General features: G+C 74.0%; 26 protein-coding genes. 18 read left to right on the top strand and 8 right to left on the bottom strand.

From position 1 onward, the window contains the following. Positions 1-16: 16 nt before the first annotated feature. Entirely contained in the window at positions 17-1,096 is a 1,080-nt protein-coding gene (locus GA0070214_RS24825) for an amidohydrolase family protein (protein WP_091268718.1), read from the top strand. An 81-nt stretch (positions 1,097-1,177) separates the two neighbouring features. Here the strand turns inward: GA0070214_RS24825 and GA0070214_RS24820 are convergent, their stop codons facing one another. Continuing rightward, positions 1,178-1,750 carry a TetR/AcrR family transcriptional regulator gene (locus tag GA0070214_RS24820; RefSeq protein WP_244167849.1) on the bottom strand — a complete coding sequence of 191 codons (573 nt, stop codon included), beginning with the start codon at positions 1,748-1,750 and terminating at the stop codon, positions 1,178-1,180. Positions 1,751-1,938: 188 nt separating this feature from the next. On the opposite strand from GA0070214_RS24820, the gene proS reads away from it, so the two are divergent. From proS to GA0070214_RS24760, 12 genes are all read left to right on the top strand, one after another. Continuing rightward, the gene (gene proS, locus GA0070214_RS24815; RefSeq protein ID WP_091268713.1) at positions 1,939-3,345 is read left to right on the top strand and encodes a proline--tRNA ligase; all 1,407 of its coding nucleotides are present in this window, start codon (positions 1,939-1,941) and stop codon (positions 3,343-3,345) included. A 1-nt stretch (position 3,346) separates the two neighbouring features. Then, entirely contained in the window at positions 3,347-4,015 is a 669-nt protein-coding gene (locus tag GA0070214_RS24810; protein WP_279615669.1) for a ribonuclease FAU-1 family protein, read from the top strand. 240 nt (positions 4,016-4,255) lie between these two features. Then, positions 4,256-4,714: a 30S ribosomal protein S16 gene (gene rpsP / locus GA0070214_RS24805; RefSeq protein ID WP_091268710.1), complete on the top strand. Its 459-nt coding sequence runs from the start codon at positions 4,256-4,258 to the stop codon at positions 4,712-4,714. Continuing rightward, positions 4,689-4,949, top strand: a complete 261-nt coding sequence (locus GA0070214_RS24800) for an RNA-binding protein (RefSeq protein ID WP_172836435.1) — start codon at positions 4,689-4,691, stop codon at positions 4,947-4,949. The genes rpsP and GA0070214_RS24800 overlap by 26 nt, the downstream gene beginning before the upstream one ends. Continuing rightward, entirely contained in the window at positions 4,949-5,491 is a 543-nt protein-coding gene (gene rimM / locus GA0070214_RS24795) for a ribosome maturation factor RimM (RefSeq protein ID WP_091268708.1), read from the top strand. Before GA0070214_RS24800 ends, rimM begins: the two co-directional genes overlap by 1 nt. 16 nt (positions 5,492-5,507) lie before the next feature. After that, entirely contained in the window at positions 5,508-6,296 is a 789-nt protein-coding gene (gene trmD / locus GA0070214_RS24790; RefSeq protein ID WP_091268706.1) for a tRNA (guanosine(37)-N1)-methyltransferase TrmD, read from the top strand. Positions 6,297-6,438: 142 nt separating this feature from the next. Next, entirely contained in the window at positions 6,439-6,798 is a 360-nt protein-coding gene (gene rplS, locus GA0070214_RS24785; RefSeq protein ID WP_091268704.1) for a 50S ribosomal protein L19, read from the top strand. Positions 6,799-6,966: 168 nt separating this feature from the next. Further along, entirely contained in the window at positions 6,967-7,845 is an 879-nt protein-coding gene (gene lepB, locus GA0070214_RS24780; protein ID WP_091268701.1) for a signal peptidase I, read from the top strand. Further along, on the top strand, positions 7,842-8,474 hold the full coding sequence (gene lepB, locus GA0070214_RS24775) for a signal peptidase I (protein ID WP_091268698.1): 633 nt from the start codon (positions 7,842-7,844) through the stop codon (positions 8,472-8,474). The genes lepB (GA0070214_RS24780) and lepB (GA0070214_RS24775) overlap by 4 nt, the downstream gene beginning before the upstream one ends. A gap of 47 nt (positions 8,475-8,521) precedes the next feature. Next, positions 8,522-8,989: an NUDIX hydrolase gene (locus tag GA0070214_RS24770; protein ID WP_091268696.1), complete on the top strand. Its 468-nt coding sequence runs from the start codon at positions 8,522-8,524 to the stop codon at positions 8,987-8,989. Further along, on the top strand, positions 8,983-9,843 hold the full coding sequence (locus GA0070214_RS24765; protein WP_091268694.1) for a ribonuclease HII: 861 nt from the start codon (positions 8,983-8,985) through the stop codon (positions 9,841-9,843). Before GA0070214_RS24770 ends, GA0070214_RS24765 begins: the two co-directional genes overlap by 7 nt. Next, positions 9,840-10,163 carry a DUF2469 domain-containing protein gene (locus GA0070214_RS24760; protein ID WP_007075222.1) on the top strand — a complete coding sequence of 108 codons (324 nt, stop codon included), beginning with the start codon at positions 9,840-9,842 and terminating at the stop codon, positions 10,161-10,163. The genes GA0070214_RS24765 and GA0070214_RS24760 overlap by 4 nt, the downstream gene beginning before the upstream one ends. Before the next feature lie 51 nt (positions 10,164-10,214). On the opposite strand, the gene GA0070214_RS24755 is transcribed toward GA0070214_RS24760, so the two are convergent. Next, complete coding sequence (locus GA0070214_RS24755; RefSeq protein ID WP_091268692.1) at positions 10,215-11,321, bottom strand: sulfite oxidase; 1,107 nt, start codon at positions 11,319-11,321, stop codon at positions 10,215-10,217. Between the two features lie 20 nt (positions 11,322-11,341). Then, positions 11,342-11,992 carry a class I SAM-dependent methyltransferase gene (locus GA0070214_RS24750; protein WP_091268688.1) on the bottom strand — a complete coding sequence of 217 codons (651 nt, stop codon included), beginning with the start codon at positions 11,990-11,992 and terminating at the stop codon, positions 11,342-11,344. Positions 11,993-12,125: 133 nt separating this feature from the next. Here GA0070214_RS24750 and GA0070214_RS24745 point away from each other — a divergent pair, with 133 nt between their 5' ends. After that, positions 12,126-12,842, top strand: coding sequence for a murein hydrolase activator EnvC family protein (locus GA0070214_RS24745; RefSeq protein WP_244167841.1), 717 nt, complete (start codon positions 12,126-12,128; stop codon positions 12,840-12,842). Here GA0070214_RS24745 and GA0070214_RS24740 read toward each other — a convergent pair. Next, positions 12,776-13,957 (bottom strand): aminotransferase class V-fold PLP-dependent enzyme, encoded by a 1,182-nt coding sequence (locus GA0070214_RS24740; protein ID WP_091268686.1) that lies wholly within the window; start codon positions 13,955-13,957, stop codon positions 12,776-12,778. The genes GA0070214_RS24745 and GA0070214_RS24740 overlap by 67 nt on opposite strands. 145 nt (positions 13,958-14,102) lie before the next feature. Then, complete coding sequence (locus tag GA0070214_RS24735) at positions 14,103-15,320, bottom strand: tyrosine-type recombinase/integrase (RefSeq protein ID WP_091268683.1); 1,218 nt, start codon at positions 15,318-15,320, stop codon at positions 14,103-14,105. Positions 15,321-16,000: 680 nt separating this feature from the next. Here GA0070214_RS24735 and GA0070214_RS24730 point away from each other — a divergent pair. Continuing rightward, positions 16,001-16,342 carry a hypothetical protein gene (locus GA0070214_RS24730; RefSeq protein WP_091268681.1) on the top strand — a complete coding sequence of 114 codons (342 nt, stop codon included), beginning with the start codon at positions 16,001-16,003 and terminating at the stop codon, positions 16,340-16,342. 18 nt (positions 16,343-16,360) lie between these two features. Here the strand turns inward: GA0070214_RS24730 and GA0070214_RS24725 are convergent, their stop codons facing one another. Genes GA0070214_RS24725 through GA0070214_RS24715 form a run of 3 tightly spaced genes read right to left on the bottom strand, consistent with a single transcriptional unit; the run spans position 16,361 to position 19,478 of the window. Then, positions 16,361-17,599: a DNA-processing protein DprA gene (locus GA0070214_RS24725; RefSeq protein WP_091268678.1), complete on the bottom strand. Its 1,239-nt coding sequence runs from the start codon at positions 17,597-17,599 to the stop codon at positions 16,361-16,363. Beyond that, positions 17,596-19,116, bottom strand: coding sequence for a YifB family Mg chelatase-like AAA ATPase (locus GA0070214_RS24720; protein ID WP_091268676.1), 1,521 nt, complete (start codon positions 19,114-19,116; stop codon positions 17,596-17,598). Before GA0070214_RS24720 ends, GA0070214_RS24725 begins: the two co-directional genes overlap by 4 nt. 2 nt (positions 19,117-19,118) lie before the next feature. Then, the gene (locus GA0070214_RS24715) at positions 19,119-19,478 is read right to left on the bottom strand and encodes a YraN family protein (RefSeq protein WP_091268672.1); all 360 of its coding nucleotides are present in this window, start codon (positions 19,476-19,478) and stop codon (positions 19,119-19,121) included. Between the two features lie 199 nt (positions 19,479-19,677). Here GA0070214_RS24715 and GA0070214_RS24710 point away from each other — a divergent pair, with 199 nt between their 5' ends. The 3 genes from GA0070214_RS24710 (at position 19,678) to tsf (ending at position 22,799) form a co-directional block, all read left to right on the top strand. After that, the gene (locus GA0070214_RS24710) at positions 19,678-20,664 is read left to right on the top strand and encodes a hypothetical protein (RefSeq protein WP_091268670.1); all 987 of its coding nucleotides are present in this window, start codon (positions 19,678-19,680) and stop codon (positions 20,662-20,664) included. A 324-nt stretch (positions 20,665-20,988) separates the two neighbouring features. Beyond that, a complete protein-coding gene (gene rpsB, locus GA0070214_RS24705) occupies positions 20,989-21,837 on the top strand; it encodes a 30S ribosomal protein S2 (RefSeq protein WP_091268668.1) in 849 nt (282 codons plus the stop codon). Between the two features lie 134 nt (positions 21,838-21,971). Beyond that, entirely contained in the window at positions 21,972-22,799 is an 828-nt protein-coding gene (gene tsf / locus GA0070214_RS24700; RefSeq protein ID WP_091268665.1) for a translation elongation factor Ts, read from the top strand. Positions 22,800-22,887 lie beyond the last annotated feature (88 nt).

The following is a 22,887-nucleotide window of genomic DNA, read 5'->3' as shown; positions in this document are numbered from 1 at the left end:
GGGTAGGACTGTGCACATGGCTCTGCATGTGCGCGGTGTGCTCCTGCCCGACGACGAGGTCCGGGACGTGTGGCTGATCGGCGACCGGGTCACCTTCGAACCGGTCCCCGGCGCCGAGACGGTCGTCGACGGCGGTTTCGTGCTGCCCGGCCTGACCGACGCCCACTGCCACATCGGCATCGCCCGCGGCGGCGCCCCGATCACCTCCCTCGACCAGGCCCGCGAACTGGCCCGCACCGACCGGGACGCGGGGGTGCTGGCCATCCGCGACGCGGGCTCCCCGTACCCGTACCCGGAACTCGACGATGAGCCGGACCTGCCGCGACTGGCCCGCGCCGGCCGGCACGTCGCGCCGCCGAAGCGCTACCTGCGCGACATCGGGGTGGAGGTCGGCGCGGCGGAGGTGGCCGCGACGGTGGCTGCCCAGGCCGCCGCCGGCAACGGCTGGGTCAAGCTGGTCGGCGACTGGATCGACCGCGGGGTGGGCGACCTGGCGCCGGCCTGGGACGCCGACACCATGACCGCGGCCGTCGCCGCCGCGCACGCCGCCGGGGCGCGCGCGGCCGTGCACACCTTCTCCGAGTCGGCCGTGGAGATCATGGTGCGGGCCGGGGTGGACTCGGTGGAACACGGCACGGGGCTGAGCCTCGACCTGATCGATCTCATGGCCCGGCAGGGCACCGCGCTGGTGCCCACGATGATCAACATTCGGACCTTCGGCCACATCGCCGAGCAGGCCCGCGGGAAGTTCCCCGGGTACGCCGACCACATGCTCGCCCTGCGCGACCGCTTCCCCGAGGTGGTCCGTGCCGCGCACGAGGCGGGGGTGCCGATCTACGTGGGCACCGACGCGGGCGGTGGCATCGACCACGGGCTGGCCGCCGAGGAGATGCTGCTCCTGCACGAGCGGGCCGGCATGTCCGCCGAGGACGTGCTCGCGGCCGCCTCGTGGCGGGCCCGGGAGTGGCTCGGCTTCCCCGGCCTGGTCGAGGGCGGCCTGGCCGACCTCACCGTCTACCCCGAGGACCCCCGCGTGGACCTGCGCGTGGTCCGCGCCCCGTCCCGCATCGTCCTGCGCGGCCGCGTCCTCCGCTGACCCTGTGCGCGCTCCCCGCTCTCCCCGTTGATCAAGAAGTTTGCGTCAGCGGACGGGCGATTCCTGACGCAAACCTCTTGATCAACCCGCCGGGCGGGTGGTGGCGGCGTGGAAGAGGTGGACGGCCAGGTGGGACAGCTGGTCTGCGGTTTCGTCGACCGGGGACCGGGGGAGCACGATGTGGCTGACCACCAGGCGGACGATCGTGTCGGCGGCGAAGGCCAGGGCCGCCGGGTCGGCCTCCGGCACGTGCCGGCCGGCCCACTCCAGCAGGGCCGCGGACGACTCCGCGAGCACCAGCTCGGACCGGGTGGTCAGGTAGGGCAGCAGCTCGTCGGAGCCGCCCCGGGCGCTCGTCAGGATCGCCTTGACGAGGGGGTTGTCCGCGGCGGCGGCGAGGGTGTGCCGGATGGCCGCGTACGCGGCGGCGCGCACGTCGTCGCCGTGCGCGTCGAGGGCCGCACGGACCTCGCCGACGAACCGGTCCACCTCGCGCCGGGCGAGCGCCTCGGCCAGGCCGGCCTTGCTGCCGAACTCGTTGTAGACGGTCTGCCGGCTCACCCCGGCGGCCTGCGCCACCCCGCCCATCCGCACGCCGTCCCAGCCCGCGGCGATCGTCCGGGCGCGGGCGGCGTCGACGATCGCATCCCGCAGCCGTCTCGACAGCTCCGGCTCGGTGCGTCCGGTGCCGCGCCGCGACCCGGAGCCGTCGTGCGCCGACCCGGAGCCGTCGGCTGGAAGCTCACCCATCGCCGTCGAAGTCTACGGCCGGGCGGCGCGACACGGCGCGCGCCGACTCCCGGGCGCAGCGGCGGCCCGCCCGCCGCATAGGATGTGCGGTCATGGCACGCGTGCTCACTCCCCGTGCGGAGGACTTTCCCCGCTGGTACCAGGACCTGATCGCCAAGGCGAAGCTTGCCGACAACGGCCCGGTGCGGGGCACCATGGTCATCCGACCGGCGGGCTACGCCATCTGGGAGCGGATGCAGGCCGAGATGGACGCCCGGATCAAGGCGGCCGGCGCGGAGAACGCGTACTTCCCGCTCTTCATCCCGGAGAGCTACCTCAAGCGCGAGGCCGAGCACGTCGAGGGCTTCTCGCCGGAGCTGGCCGTGGTCACCCACGGTGGTGGCAAGCAGCTCGCCGAGCCGGTGGTGGTGCGCCCCACCAGCGAGACCGTCATCGGCGAGTTCATGGCCAAGTGGATCGACTCCTACCGGGACCTGCCGCTGCTGCTCAACCAGTGGGCGAACGTGGTCCGCTGGGAGCTGCGCCCCCGGATCTTCCTGCGCACCAGCGAGTTCCTCTGGCAGGAGGGGCACACCGCGCACGCGACCCGCGAGGACGCCCGGGCCTACGCCCGCCGGATCCTGCACGAGGCGTACGAGGACCTGATGGTCAACGTGCTCGGCATCCCGGTGGTGGTCGGCCTGAAGACCGCCCGCGAGCGCTTCGCCGGCGCGACCGCCACCTACACCTGCGAAGGCATGATGGGCGACGGCAAGGCGCTCCAGCTGGGCACCAGCCACGAGCTGGGCCAGAACTTCGCGAAGGCGTTCGACATCAGCTACTCCTCGGCCGAGGGTGGCCGGGAGCACGCCTGGACGACCTCGTGGGGCACCTCGACCCGGATGCTCGGTGGCCTGATCATGTGCCACGGCGATGACAACGGCCTGCGGGTGCCGCCGAAGCTGGCGCCGGTCCAGGCGTACGTCATGGTCGTCAAGGACGGCGAGGGCGTGGGGGAGGCGGCGAACAAGCTCCGCGACGCGCTGCGCGACGCCGGGGTCCGGGTCGCGCTGGACGATCGGACCGACACGGCGTTCGGCCGCCGCGCGGTCGACGCCGAGCTGCGCGGCTACCCGGTGCGCGTCGAGGTCGGCCCCCGCGACCTGGCCGCCGGCAACGCGGTGGTGGTCCGGCGTACGGACGGGTCGAAGGCGCCGGTCCCGGTCGCCGACGTGGTGGGCGCGGTGCTCGCCGCGCTCGAGGCGGACCAGCAGGCGCTGCACGACCAGGCGCTGGCGTTCCGGCAGTCCCGCACGGTCGAGGTCGGCACGCTGGCCGAGGCCATCGAGGCGGCCTCCACCGGCTGGGCGAAGGTGCCGTGGTCGGCCGTCGGCGTCGAGGGCGAGGCCGAGGCGAACGGCCAGGGCGTCACCGTCCGGTGCCTGCTGCGGGCCGACGGCTCGGTGCCGGACTCCGAGGACGAGCCCGACCTGGTCGCCGTCCTGGCCCGCGCCTACTGAGGTGCGGCCGGACGGTCCGGCCGACCGGTTCGCGCCGGGTCGGCTGATCCTGCACCGGAACGTGCGGCACGGCCGGCTCGGCTGGGTCCGGGCGGCCCGGGTGGTCTGCGACGACGAGCGGGGCCTGCTGCTGTGGGTGGCCCGGAACAGCCCGGTGGCGCACGAGGTGACCGCGGCGGGCCTGGGCATGCGGGCCGTGCCCTTCGCCGAGTGGATCATCTCGTCCTACCGGCTCGACCAGGGGCGCTGGAGCGGCCCGCCGGTGCTGAAGTTCCTGCCCAGGGGTGCGGCCCATTCGGTCTGGTGGTTCCGCGACGCCCGGGACAACTTCCAGAACTGGTACGTGAACCTGGAGGAGCCGGGCGTCCGCTGGGACGACGGCGCGGTGGCCGGGGTCGACATGGTCGACCAGGATCTCGACGTGGTGGTCCACCCGGACCTGAGCTGGGAGTGGAAGGACGAGGACGAGTTCGTCGAGCGCCTCGCCTTCCCCGAGCACTACTGGGTGACCGACGAGAAGGCGGTCCGGGCCGAGGGCGAGCGGGTGATCCGGATCGCCGAGGCCGGCGAGTTCCCGTTCGACGGCACCTGGTGCGACTTCGCGCCGCCCGCCGATTGGGACGTACCGGACGAACTGCCACCCGGCTGGGACCGTCCGCCGGTCCGCTGAGCCCGTGTCGTTCGTCACGGCGTGGCGACCTGGGTGACCTGTCCGGGTCCGGTGTGAGAGATCGGGGCCGGACATGGCAGAATGGTTCGCTGGTATCCGGCGCGCGTCCGGCGCCCTCTAACCCGGGCGCGTCGCCAGTTAACCGAGCAGTCTCCGGCCCAACCCCACTGTGCCGGTCGGCGCTCACCCGCCACACCGCCCGCACCGGGCCGGTGAGATCGCAACAGGAGCGAAACAACTGTGGCCGTAAAGATCCGGCTCCTGCGGATGGGCAAGATCCGCAACCCGCAGTACCGCATCGTCGTCGCCGACTCGCGCACCAAGCGTGACGGTCGCGCGATCGAGTTCGTCGGTGTGTACCAGCCGAAGGAGGACCCTTCGGTGATCGAGGTCAAGTCGGAGCGGGTCCAGTACTGGCTGTCCGTCGGCGCGCAGCCGAGCGAGGCCGTCCAGCGCCTGCTGGAGCTGACCGGTGACTGGCAGAAGTTCAAGGGCCTGCCGGCCCCGCCGCCGCTGAAGGTCGCCGCCGAGCGGGCCGACCGCAAGGCGGCGTACGAGGCCGAGGCGAAGGCCGCCGCCGGCGTGGCCGACACCCCGGCCCCGGCCAAGAAGGCCGCCAAGGCTCAGGCCCCGGCCGCCGAGGCCGAGGCGCCGAAGGCCGAGGAGCAGACCGGTGCCGAGTCCGGCGAGCAGGCCTGACATGGCGCTGCGTCCCGCCCTGGAGCACCTGGTCAAGGGGATCGTCGACCACCCGGACGACGTCCGGGTGCGCTTGGTCGACTCCCGTCGGGGCAAGCGGCTCGAGGTCCGCGTGCACCCGGAGGACCTCGGCACGGTGATCGGGCGGTCCGGCCGGACCGCCAAGGCGCTGCGCCAGGTGATCGGCTCCATCGGTGGGCGCGGGGTGCGCGTCGACATCGTCGACTCGTACTGATGCTTCTCATCGTCGGCCGGATCGGCAAGCCGCACGGCATCCGCGGTGAGGTAACCGTGGAGGTGCGGACCGATGAGCCCGAAGCACGTTTCGCGCCAGGGTCGGTGCTGGTCACCGACCCTGGCGCGGTCGCGCCCCCGGCGCCCGGGGCCTACCGGGTGCCGGACAAGTTGACCATCGAGTCCGCCCGCTGGCACCAGGGGCGGTTGCTGGTCAACTTCGAGGGCGTGCTGGACCGCGACGTCGCCGAGGCGCTGCGCGGCACCCTGCTCGGCGTGGACAGCGCCGACGTCGCTCCGCCGGCGGACCCGGAGGAGTTCCTCGACCATCAGCTGGTCGGCCTGGCCGTGGTGGCCCGCGACGGCGAGCGGCTGGGCGAGGTGGCCCGCATCGACCACGCCCCCGCCTCCGACCTGCTGGTGCTGCGGCGCCCCGACGGGCGTACCGCGCTCATCCCGTTCGTCAAGGCGATCGTGCCCGAGGTCGACGTCCCGGGCGGACGCGTGGTGGTGGAGCTGCCCGGCGGGCTGCTCGACCTCTGACTGGAGCCACCCCCTCATGCGCGTCGACATCGTGTCGATCTTCCCGGAGTACTTCGCCCCGCTGGACCTGTCGCTGATCGGCAAGGCCCGGGCGAGCGGCACGCTGCGGCTGGCCGTACACGATCTGCGGACCTGGACCCACGACGTGCACCGCACGGTCGACGACACCCCCTACGGCGGCGGTCCCGGCATGGTGATGCGGCCGGAGCCGTGGGGCGAGGCCCTGGACGCCCTGGCCCCCGACGAGCTGAGCCCGGACGGGCACACCCTGCCCCGGCTGGTCGTGCCGTCGCCGGCCGGCGTCCCGTTCACCCAGGCCCTGGCGCACGAGCTGGCCGCCGAGTCGCACCTGCTGTTCGCGTGCGGCCGCTACGAGGGCATCGACCAGCGGGTGCTCGACCACGCGGCGACCCGGATGCGGGTGACCGAGGTCTCCCTGGGCGACTACGTGCTCTTCGGCGGCGAGGTGGCCGTGCTGGTCATCCTGGAGGCGGTCACCCGGCTGCTGCCCGGGGTGCTCGGCAACGCCGGCTCGCTGGACGAGGAGTCGCACGCCCACGGGCTGCTGGAGGCCCCCATGTATACCAAGCCGGCGACGTGGCGCGGGCACGAGGTGCCCGAGGTGCTCCGCTCCGGCGACCACGGGAGGATCGCCCGCTGGCGGCGCGACGAGGCGCTGCTGCGCACGGCGGCCCGCCGCCCCGACATGATCGCCGCGGTGCCGCCGGAGAGCCTGGACAAGAAGGACCGGGCGGCGTTGGACCGGGGTGGATTTCAGCCCCCGGCGGGGGATGTGGCAAAGTAGAGGGGTTGCCGCATCCGTCCACGCCGTGGGCGGCTGCGAGGACCCTCGACCGGGGTCGGCGTCGCCGGCACCACCCGGGGGTCAGAATCACCCATCCGCGCATCGACTGACGGTGCGCCGTGAGCCTCACGAGGACACAGCGATGAACATCCTGGACGCCCTTGACGCCCAGTCGAAGCGCGTTGACATCCCCGATTTCCGCGCCGGTGACACCGTGAAGGTGCACGCGCGGGTTGTCGAGGGTAACCGGTCCCGGGTCCAGATCTTCCAGGGCGTCGTCATCCGCCGCCAGGGTGACGGTCTGCGCGAGACCTTCTCGGTCCGCAAGGTCAGCTTCGGCGTGGGTGTGGAGCGCACCTACCCGCTGAACAGCCCGGCGCTCGACCGGATCGAGGTCGTGACCCGCGGTGACGTGCGGCGCGCCAAGCTCTACTACCTGCGCGAGCTGCGGGGCAAGAAGGCCAAGATCAAGGAGCTGCGCGAGAAGCAGCCGGCGAGCTGACTTTTCGTTCGCCACGCCGCCGAGCTGCGCGGATGTCGTATCGACGGGATCGCATTACCCTGGTCGGTACGGGCGCAGCCGGACGGCGCGAAGCGGTCCACTGCCGCCCGTGGGGTCTCCGAGGGGACTCCCGGGCGGTAGTGTCGTTTCCGCGGACCGGAGAGTGGCATGGTGCAGATGCTTGACGAGGACGGCACCGTCGACCCGTGGCGCCGACGGCGGCGCATTCGCCGGCAGATGCCGCTCTGGCAGGAACTGCCCCTCCTCCTCGTCGTGGCCTTCTGCCTCGCGGTCCTGATCCGCACCTTCCTGCTCCAGGCCTTCTTCATCCCGTCCGGGTCGATGGAGAACACCCTGCTCATCGGCGACCGGGTGCTGGTCAACAAGGTCGTCTACGACGTCCGCGACCCGGTGCGTGGCGAGGTGGTCGTGTTCCGGGGCACCGACCGGTGGGTCGCCCAGGAGGCCCCCGCGCCCCCGACCAACCTCGCCGGCAAGGTCGGCCGCACCCTCGGCGACCTGGTCGGCATCAGCCGCCCCGGCGAGAAGGACTTCATCAAGCGGGTCATCGGGGTGCCCGGCGACCGGGTCTGGTGCTGCGACAAGGGCCGGGTCGTGGTCAACGGCGTGCCGTTGGAGGAGCAGGGGTACGTCTCCGAGGACTCCCCGGTCGACCTGCCGCCGAACCCCAAGGAGTGCCGCTCCCGGCAGTTCACCGAGATCGTCGTGCCGCCGGGCCAGATCTTCGTGATGGGCGACCACCGGCTGGTCTCGCAGGACGCCCGGTGCCAGGGTCCGGTGCCGATCGACAACGTGGTCGGGCGGGCCTTCATGATCGTCTGGCCGTCCCAGCGGTGGACCACCCTGCCCGTCCCGGAGACCTTCGCCGACCTGCCGCAACCCAACGCCGCGCCGGCCGGGCCGGCCCCGGTCGATCCCGATCCGGTGGGTGGCGTCGTCCTGATCCTGCCGGTCACGGCCGCGCTCTCCGTTCTCGCGCGTTCGGGGCGACTGCGCCACGGCCGGGGACGTAGGCTCCACCCGTGATTGACGAGCAGACCGAGAAGCCGCGCAGCTCCTTCTGGAAGGAGCTGCCCATCCTCCTGGGCGTGGCGATCCTGGTCGCAGTGCTGGTTCGTGCCTTCGTGCTGCAGACCTTCTTCATCCCCTCCCCGTCGATGGAGAACACCCTCAAGATCGACGATCGGGTGCTGGTCAACAAGCTGGTGTACGACTTCCGCTCCCCGCACCGGGGCGAAGTGATCGTGTTCAAGGCGCCCACCGAGTGGAGCGGCAACCCGCAGGGCGAGGACTTCATCAAGCGGGTGATCGGGGTCGGCGGCGACCACGTGGTCTGCTGCGACCGCACCGGGCCGCAGGAACGGCTGATCATCAACGGCAAGGCGATCGACGAGCCGTTCATCTTCCCCGGCAACAAGCCCGCCGACCAGGATTTCGACATCACGGTGCCGAAGGGCCGGCTGTGGGTGATGGGTGATCACCGGGAGGCCTCCGGAGACTCGCTGGAGCACTGGCAGCAGTCCGGCGAGGACATCACCGAGGCCACCATCCCGGAGGACCAGGTGGTCGGGCGTGCCTTCACGATCTTCTGGCCGGTCGGCCGCGCGACCTGGCTCAGCGTGCCGGAGCAGTTCGACGGCGTCCCCAATCCCTGAGCCGGAGGGCGTGGGCGATCGTCGGAGGCGTCTGGCAGGCTTGGGCGGTGACCGTCTACACCCCTCGTCGCGCGGCCCGGGTGCTGCTCGTCGACGCGTCCGACCGGGTGCTGCTGTTCGAGGGCAGTGATCCGGCCCGGCCGGGCCACCGCTACTGGTTCACGCCCGGCGGCGGCCTCGACCCGGGGGAGACCCCGGCCGCGGGCGCGGTGCGCGAGCTGGCCGAGGAGACCGGGCTGCGGCTCGCCCCGGCCGAGCTGGGCGACCCGGTCTGGTCCGAGACGGTCGAGTTCCCGTTCGACGGGGTCTGGTACCGGCAGGAGCAGGAGTTCTTCCTGGTCCGGGTGCCGGCCTGGGAGGTCGACACGGCCGGCTTCAACGAGATCGAGCAGACCAGCGTGCACGGCCACCGCTGGTGGTCGCTCGGCGACCTGGCCGGCACGGCCGAGCGCTACTACCCGCCGGACCTCGTGGCCCGGCTCGCGGGGGCGCTCGCCGGAGGTGGCCCGTGCTGACCCCGCCGCGCACGGTGGTGCGCCGCGAGGCCGGCCTCTACGCCCTGGAGCGCGCCCTGCAACGGCGCGGCTTCCGGCACGTGGCCGGCGCCGACGAGGCCGGCCGGGGCGCCTGCGCCGGGCCGCTGGTGGCCGCCGCCGCGGTGCTGCCCGAGGGGCGGCGGGGTGAGATCGACGAGCTGGCCGACTCCAAGCTGCTCACCCCGGCGGCCCGGGAGCGGGTCTACGACGAGGTCGTGGCGCGGGCCCTGGCGTACGCGGTGGTGATCATCCCCGCCGAGGAGGTCGACGCGCGCGGGCTGCACGTGTGCAACCTGGCCGCCATGCGCCGGGCGCTCGCCTCGCTGACCACCCGCCCGGAATACGTGCTGACCGACGGCTTCGGCGTCGACGGGCTGGACGTGCCCGGCCTGGCCGTCTGGAAGGGGGACCGGGTGGCCGCCTGCGTGGCGGCGGCGAGCGTGCTCGCCAAGGTCACCCGGGACCGGATCATGGTGGAACTGGACGAGCGGCACCCGGGCTACGGCTTCGCCGAGCACAAGGGCTACATCACCCCCGAGCACAGCGCCGCGCTGCGGGAGCTGGGGCCCTGCCGGGAACACCGCTTCTCGTACGTGAACGTGGCCACCGTCTCGGGACGGGACGGGCGGCCGCCCCGCTCGCGCCGGCCGGCCGCCGGCAGCCCCGAGGAGGCGCTCTTCGGTGCCCCCGACGGGGCGTTCACCGGTGGCCCGGACGAGCCGATGGAGCGCTCCGCCGCGCCAGGGGGTACCGTCGGCGTGGCGTTGGGCGAGCAGCCGCGACCTCCGGCGTCGGTGGGGGAAGATGTGGTCATGGAAGGCGGAGTGCGATGAGCGCGGAAGATCTCGAGAAGTACGAGACCGAGATGGAGCTGCAGCTCTACCGGGAGTACCGCGACATTGTCCGCCAATTCTCCTACGTGGTGGAGACCGAGCGCCGTTTCTACCTCGCGAACCAGGTCGACCTGCACGTCCGTAACTCGGACGGCGAGGTCTACTTCGAGGTCGAGATGCACGACGCCTGGGTGTGGGACATGTACCGGCCCGCCCGTTTCGTCAAGAATGTCCGCGTGATGACGTTCAAGGACGTCAATGTGGAAGAGCTCGAAAAGCCCGACATCTCGCTTCCCGCAGATTCCGGATTCGGCGGCTGACCCGACCCGGCCCAGCGGCCGGGGGTCACCCGGCCGACCGCCCGAGGCGGATCACTCCGCCAGCACAACCACCTCGACCCGCTGCACCAGGTTGTTCGCGAACCCGCCCCGGTTCCACGGCTGCTCGACCGGCTGGGTCCGCCCGGAGGCGTCGACCGCCCGGGCGCCCAGCACGTGCCGCCCCGCCGTCGCCCGCCACGACACCTGCCAGCGCCGCCACGCCCACTCGCCCCCGGTGGGCTCGTCAAGGGTCGCCGGCACCCACGTCGCACCGCCGTCGAAGGTCACCTCGACGGCCGTCACCGGCGCGTGCCCCGACCAGGCGCGACCGTCCACCGTGCACGGCCCGGGCCGCAGCACCCGGGTCCGCGACATGAAGTCCGGGAAGCCCGGCGGGCGGACCAGGGCGCGGGGCTCGATCCGCGTCACCGGCACGCCCGGGTCGTCGGCGTCCTGCCGCAACCGGTACGCCACCGCGTTCTGGTAGCCGTCGAACGGCTCGGTCAGCACCCGGATGTCGCGCAGCCACTTGACGTGCGCCATGCCGTACCAGCCGGGCACGATCAGCCGTAGCGGCGCGCCGTGCTGCGGCAGCAGGGGAGCGCCGTTCATCTCGTACGCCAGCAGCACCTCCTCGCGCAGCGCGTCCGCCACCGGCAGCGCCCGCTGGTAGTCCTGCTCGACCCCGCGCTCCACGCCGTGGTCCGCGCCGGTGAAGACCACGTCCACCGCATCGTCGGCCAATCCGGCCTCCCGGAGCAGCGGGGCCAGCGGGGTGCCGGTCCACTCGGCGTTGCCCACCGCCTCGACCAGCCACGGCTGGCTGACCGGGCGAGGATGCAGCAGCGCCCGGCCGTTCCCCGCGCACTCCAGGGTCACCCGGTGGGTCACCCGCGGCCGCTCCCGCAGCGCCACGAGGTCGAGGCGCAGCGGGCTCGCGACCGCGCCGCCCACGGTCAGCGCGTGCGCCGCCGGGTCGACGTCCGGGATGTCGTAGTGGATGAGCAGGTAGTGCAGTCCGGCCGGGGTCACGTCGTAGCGCAGCGCCTCCAGCGGGATGCCGTGGTTGCGCGCGGCCAACTGGAGTTCCTCGGAGCTGATCGCCTCGTCCGGTCCGGCGATCCGGGAAGGTCCGCTGGCGTCGTCCACAGTGGTCATCTCGTTGCTCCTCGGCCTGGTCAGGGGTGGGTGAGACGGTCGTAGCCGAGGAACTCGAACATCGCCGTGCCCGGCTTCAACGGACGCGACGGGCCGCCGAAGCGATGTGCGCCGACGCCGACCCCGTCGGCCGGGCTGCTCACCGCGACCGGGGCGAAGCCCTCCTCGGCGAACCAGTCGCAGATGACGGGGACCAGGTCGGGCTCGCGGCGGTGCCGGGTCCAGAAGACCGTGCCGCCGGGGGCGCAGAGCGAGGCGCAGTGCCGGACCGTGGCCCGGATGTCGGCGTCGGTGATGTTGCCGAAGATGCCGCAGACGAGGACGAGGTCCGCCGGCACGAGGTCGGCGTACCGGTCGGTCAGCGCCGCGTCCCCGACGACCACCTCCACGCCGGTCAGGCCCGCCTCGGCGGCGGCCCGCCGGGCGACCTCGGCGTTGCGCGGTTCCAGCTCCACGAGGCGTGCCGTCACGTCCCCGCCGCGCGGATGGGTGGCGAGCACCGGGATGAGATCCCGCCCCTGACCGGCGCAGAGGCTGATGGCCCGCAGCGGTCCGGGAGGGGCGCTGTCGAGCGCCTGCGCGATGCGGTCCCGCACCTCGGCGAGGCGGCGGGACAGGGAGGAATCGGGCTGGTCGTAGTCGGTGTGCCAGGCGTACCAGTCCTTCGTCACGCGGCCAGCATAGGCGGCGCGGCGGTAGCAGATCCGCCCCGCCGGTAGGGGTGCGTCCACAGGCGGACGGTTGTCCACAGTGGCGTCATCGTCGGGTCGCGTGGTTGATGCGGGGCCGGCAGAGTGCGGTGGCGTGTCGAAGGCGTTGAACCTGGCCCGGGTGGCCCTCGTGCTCGTGTTGCTCGTGGTCCCGGCCCTGCCGGTTGCCCCTCCCGTGCCGGCCGGTGCCCGGATGTTGCCCGTCGCCCGGGCGTTCGCGCTGTCGCCGTCGGCCGGTCCTGGCCTGAGGTCGGTGGCGCGGCCTTCTGCGGTGGTGCCGTCTTCCGGGGCGCCGGTGCCCGATGCGCCGGCGGCACGGTTCCGCTGGCCGCTGCCCGGCACGCCGCGCGTGGTGCGCCGGTTCGACCCGCCGCCGCAGCCCTGGCTGGCCGGGCACCGGGGCGTGGACCTGGCCGCCACGCCGGGCGTCGAGGTCCGGTCGGCGGGCGCGGGGGTGATCCTCTTCGCCGGCACGGTGGCGGGGCGGCCGGTGGTCACCGTCGGGCACGCCGACGGGCTGCGCACCACCTACGAGCCGGTCCGCCCCGGCCCGGCCGCCGGCGCCCGTGTCGCAGCCGGCACACCGATCGGCCTGCTGGTGGCCGGGCACCCGGGCTGCCGCGCGGCGGCGTGCCTGCACTGGGGGCTGCGCCGGGGCGAGGAGTACCTGAACCCCCTCGCCCTGCTCGGGCTCGGTCCGGTCCGGCTGCTCCCGCTCGATCCGCCGCCCGCCGGAGGCGCCGCTCAGCCCTGGGCGAGCAGCGTGGGCAGCCGGACGGCCAGCCGGTCGTACTCGTCCGGAGTGTTGTAGACCTGGCCGCACAGGCGCAGGTAGCCGCGACCGTTCCAGGCGGCCGTCGACACCTCGACCGAGAGCCGGTCGGCGATCCGGGCCCGCAGGTCCCGCGCCGCGTCCATGGTCGTGGCGACGCCGGGCGGCAGCGGGATCAGCCGCATGGCGACCGTCGGCCCGCCGGGCTCCGGCAGGTCGGCCGGCGCCACCCCGAGGGCGTCCCCGACCACCCGTTGCCCGTACGCGGCCAGCGCCGCGTTGTGCGCCCGTACCCGCTCCAGGCCGAGGCTCCGCAGGGTGAACAGGCCGACCGGTGCGGCCAGCCAGCCGGTGTAGTCGAGGGTCGCCTGCCACTCCACCCGGGTCGGGAACCCGCTGCCCTGCTCCCAGGAGACCACCAGCGGCTGGATCCGCTCCCGCCACGGCTCGGCCACCACCAGCGCGGCGGTGCCGCGCGGCGCGTACGCCCACTTGTGCAGGTTGCCGACCCAGAAGTCGGCGCCCACCGAGGCCACGGTGGTCGGCAGCATGCCCGGGGCGTGCGCGGCGTCGACGAGCACTGGCACCCCGTGCTCCCGCGCCACACCGACGATCGCCGCCGTGGGAAAGAGCCGGGCGGTCGGCGAGGTGATCTGGTCGACGATCAGCAGTTTGGTCCGACCGGGACGCAGCCCGGCCCGGACGATCTCCACCACCTCCTCGTCGCCGGCGGTCAGCGGCACCGGCAGGGTCCGCGACACCGCCCCGGTCCGCGCGCACTCCCGCTCGACGGAGAAGCCCACCGCCCCGTAGCCGTGGTCGGTGGTCACCACCTCGTCGCCGGGGCCCAGCCCCAACGACTGGAGCACGATGGCGGCGCCCGTGGTGGCGTTGCCGACGAGGGCGGTGCCCTCGGGATCCGCGCCGAGGAAGGTGGCCAGGTGCCGCCGGGTGTGGGCGATCCGGTCGACCAGGCCCTGGGTGAAGAAGCGGAGCGGGTTGGCCTCCATCTCGTCGCGCAGGCGCTGCTGGGCGCGCTGCACGGCGATCGGCACCGCGCCGAACGATCCGTGGTTGAGGTGACTGACCGACGGGTCGAGGGAGAAGAGCAGCCGAGCCCCGGGGATCGGCTCGGGCGGCTGCGGGACCGTCATCGGGCGATCGTAGCCCGCCGTGGATCATCAACCCGCCGCTTCCGGCCCGCAACGCGTTCCGTCGCTGGGCCGTTGGCGCGCGGGCTGTCGACGCTCGTGGGTCAGGTGTCCGTCCCGGGGCCGGTGCGCGGCCCGGCGTCCCGGGTCAGGCGCGCGGGTGCGCCTGCCGGTACGCCGCCCGCAGCCGCTCCACCGAGACGTGGGTGTAGATCTGGGTGCTGGCCAGCGAGGAGTGGCCCAGCAACTCCTGTACGGCACGCAGATCCGCGCCACCCTCCAGCAGGTGGGTGGCGGCCGAGTGCCGCAGCCCGTGCGGGGTCACCCGTGGCAGGCCGGCGGCCTCGGCGTACCCGGCGACGATCCGGCGGGCGGTGGTGGGGTTGAGCCGGCCGCCCCGGGCTCCCAGCAGCAGCGCGTGCCCCGATCGGGGCGCCGCCAGGGCCGGCCGGCCGCAAGCGAGCCAGGCGTCCAGGGCCCGTTGCGCGGGCACCCCGTAGGGCACGGCCCGTTCCCGCCCGCCCTTGCCGAGGACGCGGACGACCCGGCGGGCCTGGTCGACATCGGTCACGTCCAGGCCGCAGGCCTCGCTGATCCGCACCCCGGTGCCGTAGAGCAGTTCGAGCAGCAGCCGGTCACGCAGCAGCACCGCGTCGGGCTCGTCGTCTCCGTCTCGGCCCGGCGCGGTGGCGCGGCCGGCCGTCGCGGCGGTCCGAGCGGAAGCGTCCTGTGCGTCGCCTTCGTCCCTTGGCGGCCGCGCGTTCCTGCCGGCGGGCCGGCTGTCGGCCTGCTTTCCGATCGGTGTGGCGGTCCCGCCGCTTGGCCGCGTGTCGACCTGGTCTGCGCCCGGCCCGGCGTTCCGGTCACCGGGCTGCGTGTCGACCAGGTTCGTGGCGGGTGCGGCGTTGCCGGCGTCGGTCCGCGTCCGGGTCAGGCTCAGGTCCGGGGCGTCCATCAGCGCTGCGGCCTGGTCGGCCCGCAGGACGGTGGGCAGTTCCCGGTGCGCCTTCGGACTGGCGAGCGGTGCGCCCACGTCGGCGGGCAGCAGGCCGGCTCGGTGCGCCCAGGCGCTGAACGTGCGCGCGGCGGCGGCCCGCCGTGCGAGGGACGTCCGGGCCGCGCCCATGGTCCGCTGTCTCGCCAGCCAGCTCCGCAGCACGGTCAGGTCGAGCTCCGACAGGTCGACGCACCCCATCCGCACCGCGTGGTCGAGCAGCGAGACGAGATCCGTGACGTACGCCCGCACGGTGTGCGTGGACCGGTTGCGCACCCGGGCCAGGTGGTCGGCGAAGTCGTCGACCGCCTCCCGCATCGGGGCCGGCAGCGCCTCGTGGGCCGCCCGCGTGCCACGCCGCTGGTCAGTCATCGCGAACTCCGGCCGACTCGTCGGTGCCGAGGCTGCCCGGGGCGCGCCTCGGAGCGGGAGCGGGCGGGAAACACGAGGTCAGCCTACGGCCCGTCGGCGGGTGGTGGCCGGCCGCCGCTCCGGGCTGGAGCCGCTGACCCGGCGGAGAGGACAGGGCCCCCTACACCGGCTGAGCGAAGGCAGGCACAGCGTCCGCGGTCCGCGACACCGGCTGACTGAAGGCAGGCGCAGCGTCCGCGGTCCGCAACACCGGCTGATTGAACGCACGCACAGCGTCCGCTCTCGGCGAGAGCCGGCCGGGATGGGCCCGGCCACACGGGCGATCGGCCGGTTCCGCCTCGCGCTGCTGCGGGCGCGCGGAGCGCCGAGTCAGGCCGGGTCGGGCGGGCGCTCGCGTGGGCGGCGTGCCGGAAACCGGAGCCGACGCGGGCACGGCACGCCGTACGGGGTGGCTGACCCGCCCTGGACAGGGGAAACTGTTGCTACGAAGAGGACGGTGGTGACGTTTCCGGATCGCCCACGGGCGGACCGCCGACGTCGCCGACAGGTGCCGACACCCTTGATGGCGGGCGGCCGGGCGCTCGGGCGTACCGGTGTGGTGGCGGCGCGGAGGGGTGACTCGCGAGACTGATCGGAACGGGCGTCCCGGGTGGCGACGCCGGCGGGAGGAGGGACCGAGCGTGGGGGTGGATGCCGTCCTCTACCGGCAGGTGCGGGCCGGGCCGGCTCGCCGCCGGCCGTCGTACGTCTCGACCGAGGTGGTGGCGGACCCGAACGACGTCCTGCTCAACCTGCTCAAGCGGGTGCGCGGCGGGGGTCGTACGCCGCTGCTGGACCGGGTCGACCCGCTCGGTGAGCTGGTGGTGGACGCCGAGGGGGTGCCGCAACTGCTGGAGGAGCTGCGCTGCCTGGCCGAGGTGGCCCGGGCGCCGGTGGAGGTCGACCAGGTCCGGCAGCTGGTCCTGCTGGCCCGGCGCTGCCTGAACAGCCGCGACGCCGAGATCCGGTTCGAGGGCGACTGAGCCCACTGATCGAGCGGATCAGCAGGGCGGGGTCACCAGCGGACTCGGACTGCCGCCGGTCGGCGCCCGGTCGCCCGCGGCCGCGCGCTCCGGCGGTGGTGCGAGGGCGTAGCCGTCGTCGCGGCGCACCACCATGGCCAGCTCCTCCAACATGGAGAGCTTGCGCATCGCGGTGCGCAGGTCCACCCCGGCGCGAGCCGCGATCTGTTCCACGCCGATCGCCTTCCGGCGGGGCAGCGCCTCCAGCACCTGGACCGCCTCGTCGTCGAGCCGGTCGCGCGGCTGTTCTGGCGCGCGGGCGGGTGGCGCCAGGTCGTACCCGATCCGTCCCACCTCCTCCAGCACGTGGGCGGTGCCGGTCACGAGCCGTGCCCTGGGGTGCTCGCGCAGCGCCTCGTGCGCGCCCACGGACATGGCCGAGGTGACCGGCCCCGGCACCACCATGCCCGGCCGGCCGACGCCGATCGCCCGGTTGAGGGTCTGGGTGGCGCCGCTGCGGGCCGCCGCTTCGACCAGCACCGTGCCCGCCGTCGCCGCCGCGATCACCCGGTTGCGGATGAGGAACCGGGGCCGCAGCGGCTCCGCGCCGGGCATCCACTCGCTCACCAGCAGGCCCGCCTCGGCGATCCGGTCGAACAGCGCGGCGTTGCCCATGGGGTACGGGCGGTCCAGCCCGCAGGCCAGCACGGCGACCGTGAGCCCGCCGGCGGTCAGCGCGCCCCGGTGCGCGGCGGAGTCGATGCCGAACGCCCCGCCGGACACCACCGTCCAGTCCCGGTCGGCCAGCCCGTAGCCCAGCTCGGTCGCGACGTGCGTGCCGTACGGGGTGGCCGCCCGGGCGCCGACCACCGCCACCGATCGGGCCAGCGCCTCGCCCAGCGGCGACGCCCCGCGTACCCAGAAGCAGAGCGGCGGGGCGGTCTCCAGGTCGACCCGGCGACCGGTCGCCGACAGCCGCAGGGCGCGCAGGTCGGCGACCTGGGCCGGCCATTCCTCGTCCTCGGGGGTGACCATCCGCGCACCGAGCCGCTCGGTCCGGCGCAGCGCCTGCTCCGCCACCTGCCGGGCCGCACCCGCGGCGGAGCGGGCCGCCACGGCCGACCGGAGCGTCGCGTCGGGCGCGCCGCCGTCCAGGAGCAGATCGAGCGCGGCGACCGGGCCCAGCTGGTCGACCAGGCGGTGCACCGACCAGGTGCCCGGTTCGGTGAGCCAGGTCAACGCCACCCGCGCCAGCAGGCGTTCCTCCGTGTCGGTCATGCGCCCTCTCCCGTCCTCAGCTGGATGGCCTCCGCGATGTCCCCGCCGTCGGGGCGGTCCCGCCCGTCCAGGTCGGCGATGGTCCAGGCGAGCCGGACGACCCGGTCGAAGCCGCGCGCCGACAGCGAACCGGTGTCGAGCCGCTTCCGGAGTTCCCGGGTGTCCCGCCCCGGCAGGCGCCACGGATGCTGGCGCAGGTAGGGGCCGGGGATCTCGGCGTTGACCCGCCGGCCGGTCGAGGACCACCGCTCGGCGGCGGCTCGACGCGCCGCGGCGACCCGGGCCGCGACCGTGGCGGACGACTCGTTGGGTGCGCCGGTCTGCAACAGCTCCGCCGCACGCACCGGAGGCAGCCGCACCTGGACGTCGACGCGGTCGAGCAGCGGGCCGGAGAGCCGGCCCAGGTAGCGCCGCCGGGCCAGCGGGGTGCACTCGCAGTCGACGTCGCCCGACGGCTTCGCGCAGGGACACGGATTGGCGGCCAGCACCAGTTGCGTCCGCGCCGGGTACTCGGTGGAGCCCTGGCTCCGGGCGACCTGGACCCGGCCGTTCTCCAGCGGCTGGCGCAACGCCTCGAGCGCCCCCTTGCTGAACTCGGCGGCCTCGTCGAGGAAGAGCACGCCCCGGTGCGCCAGTGACACCGCCCCGGGTCGGCCCAGCCCGGACCCGCCGCCCACGAGCGCGGGGACCGTGGCGGTGTGGTGCGGCGCCTGGAACGGTGGCCGGCGCAGCAGCCGGCCACCGGGCGGCAGCAGCCCGGCGATCGAGTGCAGGGCGGTGACCTCCAGGGCGGCGTCGTCGTCGAGCTCCGGCAGGACCGAGGGCAGCCGCTCGGCGAGCATGGTCTTGCCGGCGCCGGGCGGACCGAGCAGCGCCAGGTGGTGCCCGCCGGCGGCCGCCACCTCCAGCGCCCGGCGACCCAGCCGCTGCCCGGCCACCTCGGCGAGATCCGGCCCGCCGGTCACCGGAGCCGGCGCGTCGGCGGCCGGGCTGAGCAGCGGCGCGCCGTCCCGGACGAACGCGACCAGCCGGTGCAGGGTGTCGACGGCGCGTACGCGGACGCCGGGGATCACCGCCGCCTCGGCGGCGTTGCCGGCCGGCACCACGACCTGGACGAACCCGGCCCGGGCCGCGGCGGCCACCATGGGCAGCACGCCGCGCACGGGGCGGACCGTGCCGTCGAGGCCCAGCTCGCCGAGGACCACCGTCGCGTCCAGCGGCACGAGTGGCAGCTCGCCCGAGCCGCCGAGCACCGCCACGGCGATGGCCAGGTCGAAGGCGGAGCCGTATTTCGGCAGGGTGGCGGGCAGCAGGTTGAGCGTGATGCGGCGGTTCGGCCACTTCTGGCCGGAGTTGACGATGGCCGCGCGGACCCGGTCCCGGGCCTCGTGCAGCGCGGTGTCGGGCAGGCCGGAGATCACCACGCCGGGCAACCCGGGCGCCAGGTCAGCCTCCACCTCCACCACGTGCCCGGCCATCCCGACCAGGCCGACGCAGAGCACCTTGGCGTAGCTCACGGTCAGAACGCGCCTCTCACGTGCTCGACCCGGGCCGGCCCGGCGACCGGGAGCCGGACCGCCAGGACGTCGAAGCGGACCTCCTCGGCGGTCGTGCCCGTCGCGGCGAGCCAGCGGGCGGCCAGCCCGCGCAGCCGGCGCGCCTTGGCCCGCACCACCGCCTCGGCCGGACTGCCGAAGTCCTCCGTGCGCCGGGTCTTCACCTCGCAGAAGGCGAGCACCGGCCCGTCCCAGGCGATGATGTCGATCTCCCCGTCGGGGCACCGCCAGTTCCGGGCGATCGGGCGCAGCCCCGCCTCGATGAGGTGCCGCACCGCGCACCGCTCGCCGTACGCCCCGACGGCCTGGTTCCGCTTCGTCATGCCGGTCAGCGTGGGGCTTCCGTACCGGCGGCGGGGGCACCCTGTGGACGACGGGAGGCCCTGTGGACGGACGCACGATCATGCGCCCGCTGTGCTAGGCGTGGCGGGCCGGTGCCGTCGGCGACCCGGGCGATCCCGCAGTGACCAGCGACGATGCACGGGGCGGCCCGGATGGCGCGGATGGTGCCGGTCGCATACCGTGCCGGTCGTGGACGGACGACGGAGCTTTCCCGAGGATGAGCAGGGGTCGCACTGGGGCGACCGTGGGTACGAGCCGGACTGGCGCGCATCGGGCGAACGGCGCCACCGCGACGACTTCCCCGCCCCGGAGCAGCGCACCGGCGAGAACCGGTACGCCGACCCGGCCCGTTTCGGGACCGCCGACCCGCTCGGCGACGACACGGGCAGCTGGCGTCCGCACCGGCTGGACGACCCGGTGGAGACCTCCGGCGAGCTGCCGGGGGAGCGCGGCGGCCGGCGGGCGGCCCGCGAGTCCGCCGACCCGCTCGGCCCGGACCGCACCGCCGACCCGCTCGGCTCGACCCGCACCGCGGACCCGCTCGGCGGGGACCGGGCCGCCGACCCGCTGCGTCCCGGCCCGCTGGGCGGCTACCCGGTCGTCGACCCGAACCGCCCCGTCGACCCGCCCCATGGCGGCCAGGCGCCCACCCACGCCGGCCCGGCCCCGGCCTACGCCGGCCCTTCGCCGATCCCGGTGGGGGACCGGCCCAGCCCCGGCGCGGCGACCCCGCTGATCGTCGGTGAGCGTCCGGGTGGCCCCGCGCCGGAGATGACGGCCGGACCGGTCCCGCACCCGTTGGAGATGCCGACCGGCCCGATGCCGTCGGTCGCGCCCCGGCCCGACGGCCCGCCGCCCGGCGACGGCGTCTACCGCACCCGCCGCCCGGCTCTCGCGGTCCTGCTCGCCGTCATGGTGCTGGTCCTGGAGGTCCCCGCGCTGCGGGTGCTGCTGCGCGGCCTGGTCGGCGACCCGGTCTCCACCTCGCACGTCGTGGTGGGCACGTTCCTCGTGATCGGGCTGCCGATCTTCGGCACCGGCCTGTACGGGCTGCGCACCGGAGGGCTGGCGTTGGCCGACGGCAGCCGGGGCTGGCTCCGCCCGCCGACCGCCTACCTGACCGTCGGCCTGGTCCTCTTCCTCGCCGCCGCCCTGGCCGCCGGCTGACCCCGCCGCCCTCGCCCACGGCCGCTGGCTGAGATAGGCCGACGGACCACGGACCGCACGGGGCACGGTGCAGCGAGGCGTCCCGAAAGGGGCCGGATGGGCGTTCCCGAACCCCGGGACCGGGGGACGGAGAAGGGGCGTACACTGGTCAGCTGGCGACCGCCTTGCGCGGTCGACCTCGCGCGCCCTCTCCACGGACCTCTCGTGGGGCGGCGGCCTCCCTGGTCCCGATCTTGATCGGGCCCACCATGGCCGGCGACCGGGCGCCAGGCGTCCGGCCGCCGGCCGGACGGGACAACCAGGGATGAACAGGGAGTACCCACCATGGCCGTCGTGACCATGCGTCAGCTGCTGGAGAGCGGTGTCCACTTCGGGCACCAGACCCGGCGCTGGAACCCGAAGATGAAGCGCTTCATCTTCACCGAGCGCAACGGTATCTACATCATCGACCTGCGCCAGACCCTCGACTACATCGAGAAGGCGTACGACTTCGTGCGCACCACGGTGGCCGGGGGCGGCAGCATCCTCTTCGTCGGCACCAAGAAGCAGGCTCAGGAGGCCATCTCCGAGCAGGCGACCCGGGTCGGCCAGCCGTACGTGAACCACCGTTGGCTCGGCGGCATGCTGACCAACTTCCAGACGGTGTACAAGCGCCTTCAGCGGATGAAGGAGCTGGAGGCCCTGGGTGACCTGAGCGGCACCGCCGCCGGTTACACCAAGAAGGAGACCCTGCAGCTCTCCCGCGAGAAGGAGAAGCTGACCAAGACCCTCGGTGGCCTGCGCGACATGCAGAAGCTCCCGGCCGCGGTCTGGGTGGTCGACACCAAGAAGGAGCACATCGCCGTCGACGAGGCCCGCAAGCTGGGCATCCCGGTGATCGCCGTGCTCGACACCAACTGCGACCCGGACGAGGTCGACTTCCCGATCCCGGGCAACGACGACGCGATCCGCTCGGCCGAGCTGCTGACCAAGGTCGTCGCCGCCGCCGTCGCCGACGGTCTGATCGCCCGCTCCGGCCGTGGCCGTGGCACCGACGAGAAGCCGGAGCCGGGCCAGGTCGGCGCCGACGAGCCGCTGGCCGAGTGGGAGCGCGAGCTGCTCGAGGAGCCGAAGAAGGCCGACGAGCAGCCGGCGACCACCGCCGAGCAGCCGGCGACCGCCGCCGCGGAGTGATCTCGCCGTCGCGTCCCCACCGTCCGTTTTCCCGGTCGGTGGGGCGCGACGGGTACGCCGGGCAGAACCGGCCCGGATCCGGGTAACCGGCAGCCAGACCATCCAACGCAGTCTCCAACACCGAAGAGAGAGTCATGTCCAACTTCACCGCCGCGGACGTCAAGAAGCTCCGGGACCTCACCGGCGCCGGCATGATGGACTCCAAGAAGGCGCTGACCGAGGCCGAGGGCGACTTCGACAAGGCCATCGAGATCCTGCGCGTCAAGGGCGCCAAGGATGTCGGCAAGCGGGCCGGTCGCACGGCCGCCAACGGCCTCATCGCCCACGCCGGCCAGGCGCTGCTCGAGCTCAACTGCGAGACCGACTTCGTCGCCAAGAACGACGCCTTCATCGCGCTGGCCCAGCAGCTCGTCGAGCACGGTGTGGCCAGCGGCGTGACCAGCGCCGAGGAGCTGCTCGCCAGCACCATCGACGGCAAGACCGTGGCCGACCTGATCCAGGAGCAGTCCGCCAAGATCGGCGAGAAGCTGGTGCTCAACCGCTTCGCCAAGCTCGACGGCACCACCGCGGTCTACCTGCACCGCAAGAGCCAGGACCTGCCCCCGGCGGTCGGTGTGCTGGTGCAGTACTCGGGCAAGGCCGACGAGGCCGGCGACGCGGACGCCCGCGGCGTGGCCATGCAGATCGCCGCCATGCGCCCGAAGTACCTGACCCGCGACGAGGTCCCGGCCGAGACGGTCGAGTCCGAGCGGCGCATCGCCGAGCAGACCGCCCGCGAGGAGAACAAGCCCGAGGCGGCGCTGCCGAAGATCGTCGAGGGCCGGGTCAACGCCTTCTTCAAGGACTTCGTCCTGCTGGAGCAGGCGTCGGTCGCCGACAACAAGAAGACGGTGAAGCAGCTGCTGGCCGACGCCGGCATCGAGGTGACCCGCTTCGTGCGGTTCGAGGTCGGCCAGGCCTGAGCCGCCGTACCGGGCGCATGACGGGCCCGGGCGCAGGGAAATCTTCGACGAGGAGGCCGCCGGTGTACGTGACAGGCACCGCGGCCTC

The organism is Micromonospora chaiyaphumensis (assembly GCF_900091435.1).
Classification (GTDB): domain Bacteria; phylum Actinomycetota; class Actinomycetes; order Mycobacteriales; family Micromonosporaceae; genus Micromonospora; species Micromonospora chaiyaphumensis.
Note: the sequence above shows the minus strand (reverse complement) of the source record. Positions and strands in the feature narration are given on the sequence as shown.

Excerpts from the sequence above, each read along its gene's own strand:
- GA0070214_RS24825 (WP_091268718.1), top strand. The coding sequence starts at position 17 with ATGGCTCTGCATGTGCGCGGTGTGCTCCTGCCCGACGACGAGGTCCGG.
- GA0070214_RS24715 (WP_091268672.1), bottom strand. The coding sequence starts at position 19,478 with ATGACGAAGCGGAACCAGGCCGTCGGGGCGTACGGCGAGCGGTGCGCG.
- GA0070214_RS24725 (WP_091268678.1), bottom strand. The coding sequence starts at position 17,599 with ATGACCGACACGGAGGAACGCCTGCTGGCGCGGGTGGCGTTGACCTGG.
- GA0070214_RS24760 (WP_007075222.1), top strand. The coding sequence starts at position 9,840 with ATGAGCGCGGAAGATCTCGAGAAGTACGAGACCGAGATGGAGCTGCAG.
- GA0070214_RS24735 (WP_091268683.1), bottom strand. The coding sequence starts at position 15,320 with ATGACTGACCAGCGGCGTGGCACGCGGGCGGCCCACGAGGCGCTGCCG.
- lepB (WP_091268701.1), top strand. The coding sequence starts at position 6,967 with ATGGTGCAGATGCTTGACGAGGACGGCACCGTCGACCCGTGGCGCCGA.
- GA0070214_RS24740 (WP_091268686.1), bottom strand. The coding sequence starts at position 13,957 with ATGACGGTCCCGCAGCCGCCCGAGCCGATCCCCGGGGCTCGGCTGCTC.
- rimM (WP_091268708.1), top strand. The coding sequence starts at position 4,949 with ATGCTTCTCATCGTCGGCCGGATCGGCAAGCCGCACGGCATCCGCGGT.
- rplS (WP_091268704.1), top strand. The coding sequence starts at position 6,439 with ATGAACATCCTGGACGCCCTTGACGCCCAGTCGAAGCGCGTTGACATC.
- rpsB (WP_091268668.1), top strand. The coding sequence starts at position 20,989 with ATGGCCGTCGTGACCATGCGTCAGCTGCTGGAGAGCGGTGTCCACTTC.
- trmD (WP_091268706.1), top strand. The coding sequence starts at position 5,508 with ATGCGCGTCGACATCGTGTCGATCTTCCCGGAGTACTTCGCCCCGCTG.
- GA0070214_RS24755 (WP_091268692.1), bottom strand. The coding sequence starts at position 11,321 with ATGACCACTGTGGACGACGCCAGCGGACCTTCCCGGATCGCCGGACCG.
- proS (WP_091268713.1), top strand. The coding sequence starts at position 1,939 with ATGGCACGCGTGCTCACTCCCCGTGCGGAGGACTTTCCCCGCTGGTAC.
- tsf (WP_091268665.1), top strand. The coding sequence starts at position 21,972 with ATGTCCAACTTCACCGCCGCGGACGTCAAGAAGCTCCGGGACCTCACC.